Here is a 15,366-nt window from a genome sequence, read left to right as displayed (position 1 = left end):
AGCGTGCGGAGGGCGCGCCGCCTGATGCCTAGACGCCGTCCTGGGTGACCAGACGCAGCATGACGGAGAACACGGGAGAGTCGTCGAACGGCTGCTGATCGCCCAGCTTAGCGTGCGGAGGGCGCGCCGCCTGATGCCTAGACGCCGTCCTGGGTGACCAGACGCAGCATGACGGAGAACACGGGAGAGTCGTCGAACGGCTGCTGATCGCCCAGCTTGCGGTAACCCCACGCCTCGTAGACAGCTTGGACAGCTCCGTCTCCATTGAGGGGGTTGACGAGTAGTGTCACGCGCTCCTCAGTTCGGTGAGTCAGCCAGGCCTCATGCAGTTGCCATGCGACGCTCCGCCCCCGCCACCCCTTGCGCACAACGATCTCGTTCAGTGCGACGGTGCGTTTGCCGTCCTCCGACGTTGTCGAGGCGGGCAGGGGTTCGAGCATGCTGTTCCACCACTTGGTGTCGCGTGCCAGAGTCGTACCGAAGCAGAATCCAACGACGTCTCCGTCGTCGTAGCCCAGCACTGCTGTCCAGCCAGGGCGGGATGCGTATGCGGAGAGTCGCTCGTCGAAGCGGCCCACGTCGTAGAAGGGGCCGGTGAGTCCGAAGTCGCGCTGGCGCACCTCCACGTGCGTATCGAGGATGTGCTGCCGAATTTCGGGCAGGTCCTCGGCGGTGTAGTGCACTACGTCGACCGTCACGGTTGTTGTGCTCCTTCGGCGTGGCGGTCGGCCCACTCGACCGCGATGCGGGACTTGGGGGCTGTGCGGGTCAGACCCCGGCCAAACTGTTCCAGAAGATTGCCTGTTCGCCCAGTCATCCGTTTTCCCGATGGAGGCATGAAGGGGAGCACTGTTGCGTAGGCCTGCTCGAGCTCGCCCTGAGCCAGTTGGCTGAGAGCGAGGTTCAGCCCGTAGTAGGTGCGGTTTCGGCGGTACTCCGGGCGTAGCCGGGCGAGCGTGCGGTGAAGGTGCGCCTCGCTCTCCGCATGTTTGCCCAGGCGACCGAGAACCAGAGCGGACAGGCCATCCAGTTCCGCTCGGTCGAAGAACGCCATCCAGGGAGCGCGTTCCTCGTGCTGGTCTGCTCGTTCGTAGGCCTTTTCGGCCACGTTCAGGCTGCGCAGGGCTGGCGTCGGGTCGCCGAAGGCGGACTGAATGCCTGCCAGTCGTGCACTGGCGAGAGATCGGAAGAGGGGGTCCTGCCGGCAGATGTGTTGTCTGTTCCCGGCCTCGGCAGCAGCCAGGGCGTCGGGAAGGTGACGCTGTTGGTAGGACAGAAGGGCGGCGTGGCCCCACAAGCGCATCTGCATCTCGCTACTTCCCGCCATGCCCGCCAGCTTCATCGCTTGGTTGAGATGGCCGCTTGCGCGCTGAGCTTCCCGCGAGTCGACAGCTGCCCAGAGTGCCGTGCCTGTGAAGGCAGCGGCCAGGTAGTAGAGACGTTGGCGTACGCGGGTGGCTGCGTGGCCCACGGCTTGCAGGTCGAGCGCGTGCTGGGCGTGGGCGAGGGCGCGGGTCTCGAGTTTGACGTTTATGCCAGCCTCGTTGTCAGCCTGTACGAGCTCGACGAAGTTTCGCTCGAGGCGGTCGGCGTCGGTCATGCCCACGCGACGAGATCCGTTCGACGGCGTGGCCGGCAGCATGGCGGCGGCGGCAAGGGAAGCGGTAGCAGTGGTGAAGGCGCGTCGCCGCACAGGGTCCTCCGAAGGTGCTGGTGTCCGCTCGGCAGGAGGGATGAAGCCCAGTTCCTCCGCGGTGGCTTCGAATTCTGCTTCGAGGACCAGTCGCTGTCTCGCATGGGGCCAGCGAGTTTTTCCGGTTACCCAGTTCCGAACGTGCCGGTCAGTCAGCTTTCCAAGCTGCCCGGTCAGGTCCTCGATTCGCTGATTCAGGCGGCCCGCTAACTCGTCTTGGCTCAGCCCTGCACGGTCAATGCGCGCAGCCAGGCGTGGGTTCCCCGTCATGTGCCAACGGTAGGGCTCTAGCGTCACGCCGCGAAGACGGAAGGTAAAAATTTCCGGTCATCCGCACCCACCGAGCATCCGTAATTACCTGTCAGCGCTGCGTACTGGCGCGGTTACCTCTTCTTGGCACCACACCGCAGTACCCGACGATGTCTCCTGGCCATCAAGGACGCGATGACGATGACAGCCGCAGTGCAGGGTCCCACCGCCGCAGCCCACAAAGGGGCCACAGCGTCGGGCGTAGAGCCACGAATGCCCGCCCTGCAGCCGGCCGCCGATGCGGCCCCCTTGAGGGCAACATGGGCGGGCACCCTGCCCACCGGCCGGCTGAACGCGGAAGCTGCAGCCGCCCAGAGTGCGCGCGTGCGCTGCAACCTGTGGCTCACCACGTACCAGTGGGCTGGCCCTGTTGAGCGCGCCGCGGCCGTTGCCAACCACCTGGTGCGCAACGCAGTCCGTCACGGATCCACCGGAGAGCATCGGGACGTGTTCCTGAGGCTGTCGATCACACAGCCCGGATCGCTGCTGATCGAGGTCTCGGACAGCTCCCCCCAGTTTCCCGCGTTCGATGAAGCCTTCCGCAGGTCCGGGGGGCTGCGTCGTGCTCAGCAGCTTGGAGCCGCACTCTCCTGGTTCCCCACCACAGTCGGGAAGACGGTTCAAGCGCGCTTCATGGCTCCCACGGTGCAGTCATGACCCTGGTCGCGGACACGAGCACCGACGGCTTACGGCGCCTCGCTGCCAGCCTGCAGTGGATGGCGCCGCCAGCGCTGACCCCTGAGGTTGTGGAGAAGATCGTCGACGACGTCGAGAGCGTGCTCGGCCCCGGCAGCCCCGTTGCAGGATTCTCATCCTGGTCCGCGAAGGAGCGGCCCGACATCAGGGCTCAGCAGCCGCTCGCGCTCACGGTCGCGGACCTCCGTCTGCGGCTGGACTTCCTGATCATCGAGGCAGCGTCCTGGGACCCCGACGCCGCGGCCGATGAGATCGGACGGGCTGAGAACCTCGCAGACAGAGACCTCCCGGCTGACGTCGGTGAAGCCCATGGACTGCTCAACCTGATGGCTCTCGCGGCCATGGACCTACTCGAGCGCCTCGCTCCCATCCCCCCTGACTGCCGTGCTCTGTCGTCCCCGCCCCCCGTCGGGGCGACAGAGCACGGCTCCCCGGACCACCGGAGAGGAACGCCAGATGTGCAGCCACAGGCCCCCATGCCCTCTCGCCACGGATCCCGACGGAGAGGCCGCCAAAGCCGTCGGAAGGGCTGACGCTCAGGGCTGGGCCAAGCTCTGCAACGGCGTCGTCGTGTTCGAGGACACCGGGGCGCTCTTCCCGAACGGCCAGATCCACGCGCCGCACCGCCCCCACTGACAAGAGAGACGACTCCACCCGTGCCCCCGATCCAGACGTCTGTCATCCCCTACATCACCCAGAGGAAGGGCGAGGTCGCGGCCCCGGACAACCTGATGCTGCTGCTCTCAAACCGCAGTCGGGCCCGTGGGCAGGAAAGGTTCCGGCTGGCCTACGCGGACGAGGATCCCAAGGACCGTGATGGGCGACAGGTTCTATGGGCTCGGGTGTCGTTCAACGACTACGACGACCGCGGGCTTCCCACCGGGGAACCGGAGTGGAAGCTCATGCACCCCTTCCGGCAGCGGATCACCATGGAAGCGCTGCGCTGTCAGATCTGCACGGCTCGCGCTCGGACGCCTCTGGGGACCATCTTTCTGGCCGGCGCCCGCGACTACGGGGACAAGACGCCGCCGCTCCTCACGAACCAGCCGCCGGTGTGCCAGAAACACGTCCGTACGGCTGTCGCCCTGTGCAACCACCTCCAGGAGGACCCGGTCGTGTTCCTGGCGACGAGCGCACCCATTCACGGAGCTCTCGGCACGCTGTACGGCCTGATCGACGGGGAACTACAAGCCGTGGCACAGCCGAAGGAGCCGCTTCCCTCTCGGCACGGGAACACGCCCATGCTCCTGGCCTCGCAGCTTGTCCGCCGTCTGACGCAGTTCCGCGTCCTCACCGTCGACGAGTTGATGCGGGAGCTGGCCGCGGTTCCCACCTAGACCGCTGTGTGGCGGCCGGACGGATCCGGTCCGGCCGCCACACAGCTCAGAAGTCCGGCGCGGGGAAGTTCCTGACATCCGCTCCCCCGCGGCATCGTGGAGCCCCGCGCCGGACGCCCACAATGGGTACAGAGGCTTCACCTTTCAGCACGGCACCGCTCGCGCACAGCACGTCCCCGACAAGGGAGGCGCACAGCCCGATGCCCGCCAAATACCGCCATCTTCTGGCTTCCGTCCGCGCACAGGAGGGTCACTCCCTCGCCACGTACGCGACTGCCCTTCAACAGCACGCACCGACTCTCGGCCACGGCGGAATGGCCTGGCAACGAGCCAAAATTCACCGATGGGAACGTGGAGTCGAGCCCGAACTGGCGGCACAGATCGTCATGGCGGACTTCCACGGGGTTCCGCAGGCCCAGGTACTGGCGCGAGGATGGCCGGGTTGGCTGTTACTCGCTCTGCCCGGACCTGACGTTCAGGCACCCTTCACACCGGAGGCCACACTGCTCGCCCTCGACGACCTGGCCGCCGACCCGACCCTCGCCACGAACGCCGGCACCCCGCTGCTTCCCTCGGAAGTTCTCAACGATCTCACCACCCGATGGACCACCCACGTCCAGCAGAGCATCGAGAAGGGCTATACCGGCGCCTACATCGGCGTAGAGGTCGCAGACGCCTTACACGCTCGCCTGGCAGCTCTGTGGCACCTCGACGACTCCATGGGCGGGGCGCCCTGCACCACCACCGCCCGCGCCGATCTGCGCATGGTGACCCGCCTCCTGCGACACGCCCGCCACTCCCCACAGCTCACCACCGATCTCCACTACCTCGCGTCCGAGTACGCCCGGTTCATCGGATGGGCCGAGTTCGACGCAGGGAACCAGGCGAAAGCCCAACGCGGCTGGCACGCGGCGCTACGAGCCTCAGCGGAAGTCAACGACCCCGCCCATAGCGCCTACCTCCTGTCCAACCTCGCGCTGACCGCCATCTACGAGAACGACGCCAGCAGAGCGATTAGCCTGCTCACAACAGCCCGAGACATCGCCGGCACGCGGACCACACCACTCGTCGCCGCGATGGTCGACACCTGGAGAGTCCGCGCGGCCGCCGCCAAAGGCGACGCAAAGAGCGCCGCGCGTCTCCTACTGCAAGCCGAAGCAGAGTTCGAGCGCGCACGTCCCAGCGATGAGGATCCCCCGTGGGCCTACTGGATGTGCAGACCCAGCCACATGGCCGAGACGGGCCGGGCCTTCCTGGATCTGAACGACGCCGTGACCGCCGAAGCGCTACTCACCGAAGGCGTGCAAGCGCTGCCCGCAGAAGCCGTTCGAGACCGAGTTCTTTACCTCACCTGGATCACGACCGCACAGGCCCGCCAGCACGCCCTGGATGCCGCCGTCACCACCGCCAGCACTGCCCTTGACCTCACGCCCCTCGTCGATTCGGGGCGCTGTGCTGACATGCTCAACGAGATGGCCGCGGAGTTGGCACCACACCGGTCCGTCCCCCAGGTGGCCGACGTACTGGACCGCCTGCACGCCTAGCCGACCGCCCGTCCGACCACCCAGCCCCGGCGCCATCTCCATCGCGCCGGGGCTCTGCACTGCCCTGTTTCACCAGGTCAGAGGTGCCGACGGCAAGAGGCTACAGGGAGGCTACAGCTGTGCCCTTCCTCCGCCGCTCGCACCGGTGTTCCATGGTTTCAGGCCGGAAGGCACCGCGGGCCCAAGGCCAGAACGACACCAATCCCTCACCAGGAAAGGGGTGCGTGATGGACTCCACCGACGACCTGATCGTTGGCGGCCAGTACGTCACTCCGGGTGTGAGTGACCTGGGAACCGTCACCAAGAGCACGTTGGGAACCGCCGGCTTCGACAAGCCGGATGACACCCAGTACTTCGAGGACTGAGCGAACCACCCCGGAACTGCACTTCCCGGGAGAGCTCTGTCTCCGACCATTCGCACGACCCACCAACACGAGGAGGAGTGGTCATGGACCACACCGAGAACGCCACCGAGATCCCCGCCTACGTCACGCCGGCCGTGGCCGACCTGGGCTCCGCAACCGAGGCGACCCTCGGCCACGCGGGCGGCAACAACGCCGACGACACCCAGTACTTCTCGAACTGGTAAGTCGCCCACCGCGCCCGGCCCACTTGCTTCACGGCGAGTGGGCCGGGCGTTCCCGTACCCCCGTAGAGCGTGTCAGGGAGGCACAGATGAACATCGTTGCCGGAGCGTTCAACTCCCAGCGACTGCCCGTCAGGAGGCACCCGCGGGACGGCACACGAGTGCAGTTCGACGGCGGCATGTCCCTGTGGACTCTCGGATACCGCCAGGACAGCGTGCACAGCAGTCCCGCACTCGGAGGCACCTCGGAGATCGTCGCGGTCGGCGAATGCCTGGCCACCGACGCTGAGCTGCGGGAGGCCCGCGATGCGGCGGAGCGAGGCAACTGGGCTCTCTCTGCCCGACTGCCTGGCGCCTACCTGGGCGTGGTTCGCACCGGCACGACAGTGCGAGTTATCGGTGACCGTGCTGGAACGCACCTCGTCTACTGGGTGCACGACGGGGACGAGGTGCTGTGGTCCACGTCAAGCAGAATGCTGGCTGCAGTCCGCCGCTCCCGGCCCGACACCGGCCGCCTGCTGGCAAGACTGACCTTGCACGGGGTCGACCCTCTGGGTGAGGCCTCCTTCTTCAACGGCGTACAGCGGGTGCAGCCCGGCCGAGCGCTGGTGCTGGAACCCGGTCAGCCTCCTCACACTCAGCCGGTGCCCCGCCGTCACACCGGACTCAGCATGGACGAGGGTGCGCGGGAGCTGACCGAGCACCTGACCACCGCCGTGCACCGACGGGTCGAACAGACCGCCGCGGTGTCGGCCGACTTGTCGGGAGGGGTGGACAGCAGCGCGATAGCCAGCCTGGCCGCCGCCCGCCGCCCACTGCTCACCGTCACCTACACCGACCAGCTGCTGGCCGACCAGGACGACGTCCACTTCGCCCGCCGCATCGCCGACTCCTGCGAGGCGATGACTCACGTTGAGATCGACGGCACCCGCCAGGGCGTAGGGCACTTCGACGGACTCGAGGACGCAACCGTCCTCCCCCTCACCGACACCCCCTCGCTGAGCCTGGGACTGCTGGCGTTGAAGCGGGAACAGCTCGGCCCTGCGGCGGCATACGGTTCCCGCCTGCACCTGACCGGCCGGGGCGGCGACAACGTACTCGACTCGATCCCCATGTCCCTGGTCGACCTCGGCCTGTCCGGTGGTCGCCTGAACGCTACGAGCAGGCTGCAGGCGTTCGCGCGAGCCCGCAGAGCACCCGTCCACGCGGTGCTCGCCCAGGCGCTCCGCACAGGACGCATGTCCTACTCGCAGGCCCTGGCGCTCTTGGCGGCAGACCTCAGGGACCGGCCCGTAACGGACGTCCGAGCGTTTCAGCAGCCGCACGAACTGCTGACGTGGTGCGGGCCACTGGCCTCACGGGGGTGGCTGACCGCAGCCGGCAGCATGGCCGTCGCGGAGATCGTCGACGAGGCGGCGCACGCTGGAGAAGGTGTTCGGCGGCCGGGAGCCGAGCACGAGCGGATCGACCTCGAGCGCATGGGCGAAGAGCACGGGACGTACGACGAGATAGCCCGACAGCGATGGGGCCTTCCCGTCCACGCCCCCTACCTGGACGCCCCGGTCGTAGACGCGTGCCTGGCCATACCCGGCTGGGAGCGATGGAAGCCTGGGGATTTCAAGCCCTTGGCCCGCAAGGCGCTCGGCGGTTCGGTGCCGGACTTCCTCCTCAACCGGCGCACCAAAACCCCCATGACCGGCAGCACCCACCGCGGTCTGCGCGCCAACGCAACGACCCTCCGAGCGATCATCCGCGGGTCCGCTCTGGTTGCTGCCGGGCTCATCAACCCGTCTCCAGTACTGGCCGCGCTCGACAGCGCTGCACGAGGTGAACGTGCTCCGCTGAGTGCTCTGCATCAGTTGATCGTCACCGAGCTGTGGCTGGCCACGCTTTCGTATCAGCGGATGTTCCGCTGGGAAACGACCGAGCGAGAGGCCGCAGCGTGATGCGACAAACCGCCATCCACTACGCAGTCGGCCCGGAGGGCGGTGTCGCTCTCCTCGATACCCGTCGTGGCCGCGGCCGCTGGCGTATCTTCGACCCGATCAGCGCTGAGCTCTGGTGCGCGACTGTCAACGGCGTTCCAGTGGAGCGTGCAGTCGACGACCTGGTGGCCCGGCTCACGGAGCAAGGTCTGGTCACCGAGGCACGGGCCCGCAGGGACCTCACCAGCGTGGTGGCGGACCTCACCCAGTCCAGACTTCTCGCTCCGGCCCGGCGCACCCATGACCGCCCCACTCCGCCGGTTCGATTCGCGGTTGCGGCGCTTCCGTCCTTTCCCGTCCGTCTCGCCTCGAACGCGGGGCTGGCGCTGGCCCTCGTCCTCCTGCGGTGCACACCCATGCGTCTCGTGCTCGCTGCGGCCCGCGGCGCCACCCGGCTTCCCGGAAGGTCGGCCACGGCAGGGGAGGCTGAAGAAGTGCACGCAGCCGTACGCCAAGCCGGGCGCGCCTGGATCGGGCGATCCGCGTGCCTGGAGGAGTCGCTCGGCACATTCCTTGCGAGCGCTCTGATCGGCAGACGAAGCCGGTGGGTACTCGGTGCCGCCTTCCTTCCTCAGGGTGCTCACGCCTGGGTGGAGGCCGGCGGCAGCATCATCGGCCAGGACCGCGAAGACCGGGTCTGGACCTATGTGCCGGTTCTGGAGGTGGAACGGTCGAACTGAAATTCGCCACCCCTCGCCACCGCAACCACTCATATGGGTGATGCGTTGCTCCGAACGTGACCGACACTCTGCACTCGAAGATCACGTCCGGAGCAACGCCGTATCGACCCCTGCGACGTCGTATTCGCACCTTCCTGCAGCGCCGGACAGCGGAGACAGGCGACGATGTCTTTCCGCAGTACAAGGTCAGCGCCGAGCGCCACGAGAACGCTCTCGCCGACTCCGCGATCACCATGGTCCGGCACCTGCCCCGACTGGCAGGAGACGCCATTCGCCTCTCATGGGCGGCCGACCGGTACGCAGTCCTGTGGATGGCCAGCCTCCAACTGGTCGGTGGTGTGCTCACCGCCCTCGGGCTGTACGCCACCCGCGGAGCCTTCACTCAACTCTTTGCTACGGGATCGCCCACGGAGCGTCTCCAGCACGCGGTGCCAGCCCTCGCCCTGGTCACGGCAGCAGCCATCACCCGGTCGCTGGTCGCCGCGAAGTCGCTGACCATCACCGCCCGGCTGGGGCCGAAGGTCGACGCCCGTGCCGAACTGCAGTACCTGGACGCTGCCACTCGCGTCCCGCTCGCGGCCTACGACGATCCGGCCTGGTGCGACCACAGCGAAGCGGCGAACCGGGCGTCCAAGGACGCCCACCTCATGATCGAAGCGCTCGCCACGATGGTTGCAGCCGCAGTCGGGATCCTGGCGGCCGGCGGGATCCTCGTAGCGCTCCACCCCGCCCTCGTCCCCCTGCTCATCCTGGCAGTTGTGCCCCGGGGCGCCGCAGCGATCTACGCGGCGAAAGCCGCTCACCGCGCCGAACAGCACACCCTCGCCGACCGGCGTCTCCGCCACACCTTGATGTACTACACCTCCGGTCGGGGCTCCGCCCTGGACGTACGAGCGAACACCATGCGTGCCTGGCTCCTCGACCAGTTCGCCGGCGTCACCCGACGCCTGGAGGTCCACGCCGAGCGCGTCGGCCGCAGCACCGCCAGGTACCAGCTCCTCGGCGACGCTCTTGCAGGCACCGGCATGCTCCTCGTCTACGCGGCACTCCTGACACTCGTCACCAGCGGACACGTCGAGCTCGCCGCAGCAGGGACAGCACTTGTCGCTGTCCTGCACAGCCGCAACCTGCTCACCGGTCTGGTCACGGGCATGCACACCACGTACAAAGTCGGCCTCTACCTCGGCGACTGGGCGGCGTTCCTGGAAGACGCACAGGCCCGCTCCACGCAACGCAGCCCCGAAGTGGGCGCCATGCCGAGCAGGCCACCCGTGATCCGCGCCGACAACGTGACCTTCGCGTACCCCGGAAGCACAAAACCCGTCCTCGAAAACATCTCCGTCACCGTGCGCCATGGGGAAGTCCTTGCGATCGTCGGAGCGAACGGAGCGGGAAAATCCACCCTCGCCAAACTCCTTGCAGGCCTCTACACCCCGACCGAAGGCGCGGTCACATGGGACGGCGTCGACCTCTCCTCAGTGGACCCGGAACAGGTCTGGTCCCGCCTGTCCATGCTGCCCCAGGACATTTCTCGGTGGCAGACGTCCGCCCGCGACAACATCACCCTCGGGCAAGGGCCTGGGGATCACGCCTCGATCCAAGCGGCCACCACAGCGGCCGGCGCGGACACGGTCATCCAGAGCCTCCCCAAAGGCCTCGACACGTACCTCTCCCCCTCCCAGTGGGGCGGCCGCGACCTGTCACCCGGGCAGTGGCAGAAACTCGCCGCCGCGAGGGCCTTCTACCGCAATGCGCCCGTCCTCATCTGCGACGAACCGACCTCCGCGCTCGACCCGCACGCTGAGGAGGCGATGTACGACCGCATTCGTGCACTGAGCGCCGACCGCACCGTCATCCTCATCACTCATCGGCTGGGCTCCACCCGCAGCGCCGACCACATCATCGTCCTCGAGGACGGGCAGCTCCTGGAGGAAGGAACTCACGACTCTCTGATCGCCACACAGGGATCGGAGTACGCGGCGATGTGGGAGAAGCAGGCGGCGACCTACGGGCACAAGAGGGCGCAGGTGTAACAGAAATGGGCGGCTGACGTTCGTGGAGTGAAGGGGGTTGGCCGTTACGTCAACCCCACAGCCACCCGGAGGCACGGTGACGATCGCGACAGCCCCACTCTCGACCAAGGTCAGCCGCTCCCGTCTGCAGGAGCCGCTGTTCGCTTGGCTCGAGCCCACGACGCCGAAGCGGGTGGAGGAAGCACCTGAACCGGAGCAGAAGACCGCTCCCCCGCCGGAGGCCCCGGCTGAGGAGGAAGAGGCTCCGGACCTCTCCCATGTCTGGGTCGTGGCAGCAGAGGTAGAGGTCACTCCGAAGATCGCGAGCATCGCCGATCACCGGGGCAGCTTCAAGGCCTCCGAAGGGCTGCGAGTTGATGCCCTTGAGGTCTACTGCAAGGGGTGCCGCCGCCCGTACGACGAGGTCACCGGCCAGGACTGCGCCGCCCAGATCGACAACCGGCACCTGATCGGCGGCGACCAGAGCAAGCGCGCGAAGCGCAAGATTCCCACCCCTCCGCCGACCTCAAAGATCATTCCTGGTGGGAGGATCCACCGCCGCGGCATCGACGCGTACATGTCCGGGGTGTCACGGCCCCCGCGCTGACCACGCGACACTAACGCCGCCCACTGTCCAGGGTGCGCGGCGTGACTACTCAGCAGACTCCCCGGGCGCTCGCTCGCGAAGCCGCCGGCCTGATCCTCAGCGCGTGCGGCGTGTTCGGCGTCCTTCTGGCGCTGGGCGCATTCCACTGGGCCGCCGGGCTGTCCACCGCGATGGCCGGGCTCCTCACCGCCGGCCTGGTCCTTAAGCCGCAGCCGGACGCGCCGCACTGGAAACGCGGCCTGCGCGTGGGGGTCTGCGCCGTCGGATACGGCGGACTGACCGGCTGCGCCTTCGCACTGTCCGCGCCTCTCGGCGCGATCTGCGTGGCCCTCGCCGTGACCGCGGCCGGCCTCTGGCTCATCACCGGCCGTGAGTCCGGGGGTGCCTGATGCCTCGCCAGTTCCTGCCCGCCCTCCGAGGGCTCCTGGGGCCCAGGACGCCCGACGCGGCCCCGCCGCCCACAGAGACGAAGGACCTCCTTGCCGGGGGCGTCTACACGTCAATGGCCTACGCCGGTGTCACGAACGTGTGGGGCACCCCGGGCCGCGCGGACGGCTGGGACCTCGAGCGCGTCATCGTCGAGGGCTACGAACGCAGCATCTGGACGTTCAAGTCGGTGGAGGCGATCAGCAAGCACGCCTCCACCCTGCCCATCCAGATCGGCCGCGGCGGAGACGAGCGCGAGTTCGAGGAGACCCTCGAGGACCACCCGCTCCTGCGCCTGCTGAACGTCCGGGCCAATCCGCTCGAGACCGGTGACGTCTTCAAGAAGCGGCTGAGCGCGCAGCTCCTCCTGTCGAAGAAGGGCGTGTTCATCGAGAAGACGTTCTCTCGCAGCGGCGTCCTGACAAGGCTCGACCTGCTGCCGCCGGATCGCGTCGAGATCATCCCCGACGACGAGAACGCCGACTACATCAAGCACTTCGAGTTCACGAACTACCGGGGTCAGGTTCGAGAGCTCAAGCCGAAAAACGTCATCTGGCTCCGCGATCCGCACCCCACCGACCCGTTCTCCGGTGTGACGCCGCTCGAGGCCGCCGGCCTGTCCGTCGACCTGGACGTGAAGGCCCGCACGTACAACATCTCCTTCATCGACAACGACGGCCGGCCGGGCGGCATCGTCGGTATCGACCTCGACGACGTCGACCCCGCAGAAGTCGACCGGATCCAGAAGCGCCTCGCCCCCGGCGCCCACCACGCCGGACAGCTCACCCTCGTCGGTACAGGCCCAGGCGGCGTCACCTACGTCGACACCTCCGCCCGTCCCCGGGAGATGGCCTACGAGACGCTCTCCTCCACCGCGAAGAACGAGATCCTCTCCGCGTTCGGCGTGTACGAGAGCGTGATCGGTAACGCCTCCGAGCGGACGTTCAACAACGCCGACCGCGAGGAATGGAACTTCTGGGCCCACACCGAGCTCCCGCACCTCAACCTGATCGCGTCAGCGTTCGACCCCGACCTGTCCGACGACTGGGTCATCCGCTTCGACACCTCCGGCGTCCAGGCGCTCGAGTTCCCCCGCCGCCAGGCCCGCGAGGAAGCCCGCAAGGAGTGGGAGGCGGGCCTGATCACGATCGACGAGTACCGAAAGGTCGCCGGGCGCCGGGCGTTCGACGTCCCCCAGTCCCGCGCCCTGTGGATCAGCCCGCAGAAGGCCCCCGTCCCCGCCAACGCCGAGGACGCGGCCGCCCTCGGCCTCCCCCCGGAGCCCGGAGCCGGCGGCGAAGCACCGCCCGCCCTGCCCGCCGGTACCGCAGAACTGTCCGCCACCGCTGCAGTCGCCGAAGCCCAAGCTCTGGGATCTGACCCGACGGCAGCCGCCGACGTTGCAGCCGCCCGGGGCCAGGCACCCCTTGAGCTGGCCCCCGGACCGACAGGAACCGCTGCGGACGCCGTCGCTACCGCCCGCGCCGATGTCACCGAGCCCGCCCCTGGTGACGCTGCCGACGACGTCGCCCTCGCACGCACCACCAGCAGCCCCCTGCAGAGGCCGGGCCCGGCCGCCGAGGACCTCGCCGCCGCCCGCCAGCAGCTCGAGACCAAGGCATTCCCGGACCACGGATTCGAAGTCACCGACGCGGACTTCGACGCCCTGTCCATGGCCGTGGCAGCCGTTCTCACCGCACTGCTGGCCCGGCAGGAGGGCGTCATCGTCGCCCGGCTACGCGCCCCCAAGCTCCGCAAGCACACCCGGTTCTGGGAGCCGCAGAACGAACACGACACCCGTGGCGGCGACGCGAACATCGACCAAGACCGTGTCGTCAGCGCTGCCCGCTGGGCCGACGAGACAACCAACGCCATCAGCCCGATCCTCCAGCACGCCGCCACCGCCACCGCCCGCCGGCTGAACCAGACCCTCAACGGCACGGACGCGGTGCCGCCCGCAGCAGTCGCGGCCGCCCTCATCACCGCGGCGTACGCAGGCGAGGCAGTCACTGCACTGCTCGGAGAGCTGGCCGACATCCTGCGGGACACCCAGGACACCGCCGAGGACCTCGACATCGAGACCCTGGTGCACCTCGTGAGCGGCTTCTACAACGAGTCGACGTCCCGCCTGGTGGACCGCGTCGCCGAGGCATGCGCCGTCGCAACGATCAACGGGGCCGCGGACGCCGCGGCGGAGATCGCAGGACCCGCAGTCGTACGGACGTGGATCACGCGCCAGGACACGCGCGTGCGCCCCGCCCACAAGGTCCTGCACGGCACAACACTGCCGGTCGGCACCCCGTACACCGTCGACAACTCCAAGATCAGGTATCCCGGCGACCCCTTCGCGCCGATCTCCCTCACCATCAACTGCCGATGCCGCCTCCACTACGCCACCGAACCCAAGGAGTGACCCACCATGTGGCCTTACATCTGGATCGCCTGGACCGCCGCGTTCGCGATCGCCGAGGGAATCGCCCTGGCCAACAAACGCGGCGGCGACACCCTCTCCGAGAACTTCCGCCGCCTGTTTCGTATCCGCACCAGCAAGGCCGGCAGAGCAGTCTTCGCCGTCGGCTGGATCGGGTTCGCCGGCTGGTTCGCGATTCACATACTCACCGAGACCATGTGACAGTCACGGGCGTTTCGCCACCAGATCGGCAGGCAGCCCAAGGTCGTGGCACGCCTCGCTGATCAGCTTCTTCATGGGGTTCCCCCGAAGGAGAGGACTCATCACGCTGGCCGCCTGCACCAGGGGTATGGGCATCCAACAGAGGTCCGTCAGGCGGTCGGACTGCCCGTTCGAGTGGACCGTCACCCGCTGCTCCTCGTCGAAGGAGGCAAAGGCTGCGGCGGTGTGCTCGGTGGTGTGTGAGTACGCGGACAGGTTCCGGTACACGGGGTACATCATCGGTGTGCCGTACGCCTTGAGCATGTTCTCGAAGTTCGACAGCTCGCCGCGTAGCTGCTTGTGGCGCCTCTCCTCCTCCTGGGTGGTGTGACCGAAGTCGGGGGTCTCTCCGATGTCCACCGTGTCGGGCAAGGGCCAGTCCAAGGCCTGGAGGTTGTTGTAGAGCTTGCGCCGCGATTCCTGTGACTCGTGGACGAGCGCCTTGTAGCCGTCCTCGCCGGTGTCGGCCAGCCAGTTGATCGCGAAGGCATGATTGATCAGGTTGCGCATCATGGGGGCCGCTTCGACTGTGAATCCGGCGTCGTACAAGGCGATGAGGCCTTCCGCGGTCCGGTTCGTGAAGCGCCACCACCCTGCCAGAACGGCAAAGATGGTCGTAGATACCTCGCTGGATGCGAGGGACTGCACGGTGAGGGCCTGGTCGGCTCCCTCGATCAGCTTGGGGAGGATGGCTCGCACTCGCTTCGCGGTCTTCGGGTCTGCCCCGTACACATAGGTCATAGCGGCCAACGCTACGCACCGGCCAGATTGTGCCGCACCGGATATTCGTGCGCCTCAAGCACGCGACGCTAACGAGATC

The 15,366-nt window shown here is 67.7% G+C and carries 17 protein-coding genes; 14 read left to right on the top strand and 3 right to left on the bottom strand.

Annotated elements, in window-relative coordinates:
* Positions 1 to 137: 137 nt before the first annotated feature.
* Both ACFC51_RS33020 and ACFC51_RS33015 read right to left on the bottom strand, forming a co-directional pair.
* Positions 138 to 698 carry a GNAT family N-acetyltransferase gene (locus ACFC51_RS33020; protein ID WP_376532448.1) on the bottom strand — a complete coding sequence of 187 codons (561 nt, stop codon included), beginning with the start codon at positions 696 to 698 and terminating at the stop codon, positions 138 to 140.
* Positions 695 to 1,963 (bottom strand): Tat pathway signal protein, encoded by a 1,269-nt coding sequence (locus ACFC51_RS33015; RefSeq protein ID WP_376532446.1) that lies wholly within the window; start codon positions 1,961 to 1,963, stop codon positions 695 to 697. Before ACFC51_RS33015 ends, ACFC51_RS33020 begins: the two co-directional genes overlap by 4 nt.
* Positions 1,964 to 2,215: 252 nt before the next feature.
* On the opposite strand from ACFC51_RS33015, the gene ACFC51_RS33010 reads away from it, so the two are divergent.
* From ACFC51_RS33010 to ACFC51_RS32945, 14 genes are all read left to right on the top strand, one after another.
* Entirely contained in the window at positions 2,216 to 2,659 is a 444-nt protein-coding gene (locus ACFC51_RS33010; protein ID WP_376532444.1) for an ATP-binding protein, read from the top strand.
* On the top strand, positions 2,656 to 3,231 hold the full coding sequence (locus tag ACFC51_RS33005; RefSeq protein ID WP_376532450.1) for a hypothetical protein: 576 nt from the start codon (positions 2,656 to 2,658) through the stop codon (positions 3,229 to 3,231). The genes ACFC51_RS33010 and ACFC51_RS33005 overlap by 4 nt, the downstream gene beginning before the upstream one ends.
* A complete protein-coding gene (locus ACFC51_RS33000) occupies positions 3,155 to 3,334 on the top strand; it encodes a DUF5999 family protein (RefSeq protein WP_376532442.1) in 180 nt (59 codons plus the stop codon). Before ACFC51_RS33005 ends, ACFC51_RS33000 begins: the two co-directional genes overlap by 77 nt.
* 20 nt (positions 3,335 to 3,354) lie before the next feature.
* Entirely contained in the window at positions 3,355 to 4,035 is a 681-nt protein-coding gene (locus tag ACFC51_RS32995; protein WP_376532441.1) for a hypothetical protein, read from the top strand.
* Between the two features lie 200 nt (positions 4,036 to 4,235).
* A complete protein-coding gene (locus tag ACFC51_RS32990) occupies positions 4,236 to 5,579 on the top strand; it encodes a transcriptional regulator (protein WP_376532439.1) in 1,344 nt (447 codons plus the stop codon).
* Between the two features lie 227 nt (positions 5,580 to 5,806).
* Positions 5,807 to 5,944 (top strand): hypothetical protein, encoded by a 138-nt coding sequence (locus ACFC51_RS32985; protein WP_376532437.1) that lies wholly within the window; start codon positions 5,807 to 5,809, stop codon positions 5,942 to 5,944.
* A gap of 83 nt (positions 5,945 to 6,027) precedes the next feature.
* Complete coding sequence (locus tag ACFC51_RS32980; protein ID WP_376532435.1) at positions 6,028 to 6,168, top strand: hypothetical protein; 141 nt, start codon at positions 6,028 to 6,030, stop codon at positions 6,166 to 6,168.
* A gap of 86 nt (positions 6,169 to 6,254) precedes the next feature.
* Positions 6,255 to 8,111 carry an albusnodin/ikarugamycin family macrolactam cyclase gene (locus ACFC51_RS32975; protein WP_376532433.1) on the top strand — a complete coding sequence of 619 codons (1,857 nt, stop codon included), beginning with the start codon at positions 6,255 to 6,257 and terminating at the stop codon, positions 8,109 to 8,111.
* Between the two features lie 140 nt (positions 8,112 to 8,251).
* Entirely contained in the window at positions 8,252 to 8,830 is a 579-nt protein-coding gene (locus ACFC51_RS32970) for a lasso peptide biosynthesis B2 protein (protein ID WP_376532431.1), read from the top strand.
* A gap of 56 nt (positions 8,831 to 8,886) precedes the next feature.
* Complete coding sequence (locus ACFC51_RS32965; RefSeq protein WP_376532429.1) at positions 8,887 to 10,863, top strand: ABC transporter ATP-binding protein; 1,977 nt, start codon at positions 8,887 to 8,889, stop codon at positions 10,861 to 10,863.
* 76 nt (positions 10,864 to 10,939) lie between these two features.
* Positions 10,940 to 11,449 (top strand): hypothetical protein, encoded by a 510-nt coding sequence (locus ACFC51_RS32960; protein ID WP_376532427.1) that lies wholly within the window; start codon positions 10,940 to 10,942, stop codon positions 11,447 to 11,449.
* 41 nt (positions 11,450 to 11,490) lie between these two features.
* A complete protein-coding gene (locus ACFC51_RS32955; RefSeq protein ID WP_376532426.1) occupies positions 11,491 to 11,838 on the top strand; it encodes a hypothetical protein in 348 nt (115 codons plus the stop codon).
* Entirely contained in the window at positions 11,838 to 14,288 is a 2,451-nt protein-coding gene (locus ACFC51_RS32950) for a phage portal protein (protein WP_376532424.1), read from the top strand. The genes ACFC51_RS32955 and ACFC51_RS32950 overlap by 1 nt, the downstream gene beginning before the upstream one ends.
* A 6-nt stretch (positions 14,289 to 14,294) precedes the next feature.
* Entirely contained in the window at positions 14,295 to 14,507 is a 213-nt protein-coding gene (locus ACFC51_RS32945; protein WP_361436686.1) for a hypothetical protein, read from the top strand.
* 3 nt (positions 14,508 to 14,510) lie between these two features.
* Here the strand turns inward: ACFC51_RS32945 and ACFC51_RS32940 are convergent, their stop codons facing one another.
* Positions 14,511 to 15,287: a DUF5677 domain-containing protein gene (locus ACFC51_RS32940; RefSeq protein WP_376532422.1), complete on the bottom strand. Its 777-nt coding sequence runs from the start codon at positions 15,285 to 15,287 to the stop codon at positions 14,511 to 14,513.
* Positions 15,288 to 15,366: the final 79 nt, after the last annotated feature.

The organism is Streptomyces sp. NPDC055962 (assembly GCF_042270185.1).
Classification (GTDB): Bacteria; Actinomycetota; Actinomycetes; order Streptomycetales; family Streptomycetaceae; genus Streptomyces.
The sequence above is the reverse complement of the archived record's forward strand: the minus strand, read 5'-3'. Positions and strand labels throughout refer to the sequence as shown.

Bases quoted from the DNA above. Each gene is read 5' to 3' on its own strand.
- ACFC51_RS33010 (WP_376532444.1), top strand. From the start codon at position 2,216: ATGCCCGCCCTGCAGCCGGCCGCCGATGCGGCCCCCTTGAGGGCAACA.
- ACFC51_RS33000 (WP_376532442.1), top strand. From the start codon at position 3,155: ATGTGCAGCCACAGGCCCCCATGCCCTCTCGCCACGGATCCCGACGGA.
- ACFC51_RS32980 (WP_376532435.1), top strand. From the start codon at position 6,028: ATGGACCACACCGAGAACGCCACCGAGATCCCCGCCTACGTCACGCCG.
- ACFC51_RS32950 (WP_376532424.1), top strand. From the start codon at position 11,838: ATGCCTCGCCAGTTCCTGCCCGCCCTCCGAGGGCTCCTGGGGCCCAGG.
- ACFC51_RS33005 (WP_376532450.1), top strand. From the start codon at position 2,656: ATGACCCTGGTCGCGGACACGAGCACCGACGGCTTACGGCGCCTCGCT.
- ACFC51_RS32945 (WP_361436686.1), top strand. From the start codon at position 14,295: ATGTGGCCTTACATCTGGATCGCCTGGACCGCCGCGTTCGCGATCGCC.
- ACFC51_RS33015 (WP_376532446.1), bottom strand. From the start codon at position 1,963: ATGACGGGGAACCCACGCCTGGCTGCGCGCATTGACCGTGCAGGGCTG.
- ACFC51_RS32975 (WP_376532433.1), top strand. From the start codon at position 6,255: ATGAACATCGTTGCCGGAGCGTTCAACTCCCAGCGACTGCCCGTCAGG.
- ACFC51_RS32990 (WP_376532439.1), top strand. From the start codon at position 4,236: ATGCCCGCCAAATACCGCCATCTTCTGGCTTCCGTCCGCGCACAGGAG.
- ACFC51_RS32985 (WP_376532437.1), top strand. From the start codon at position 5,807: ATGGACTCCACCGACGACCTGATCGTTGGCGGCCAGTACGTCACTCCG.
- ACFC51_RS32940 (WP_376532422.1), bottom strand. From the start codon at position 15,287: ATGACCTATGTGTACGGGGCAGACCCGAAGACCGCGAAGCGAGTGCGA.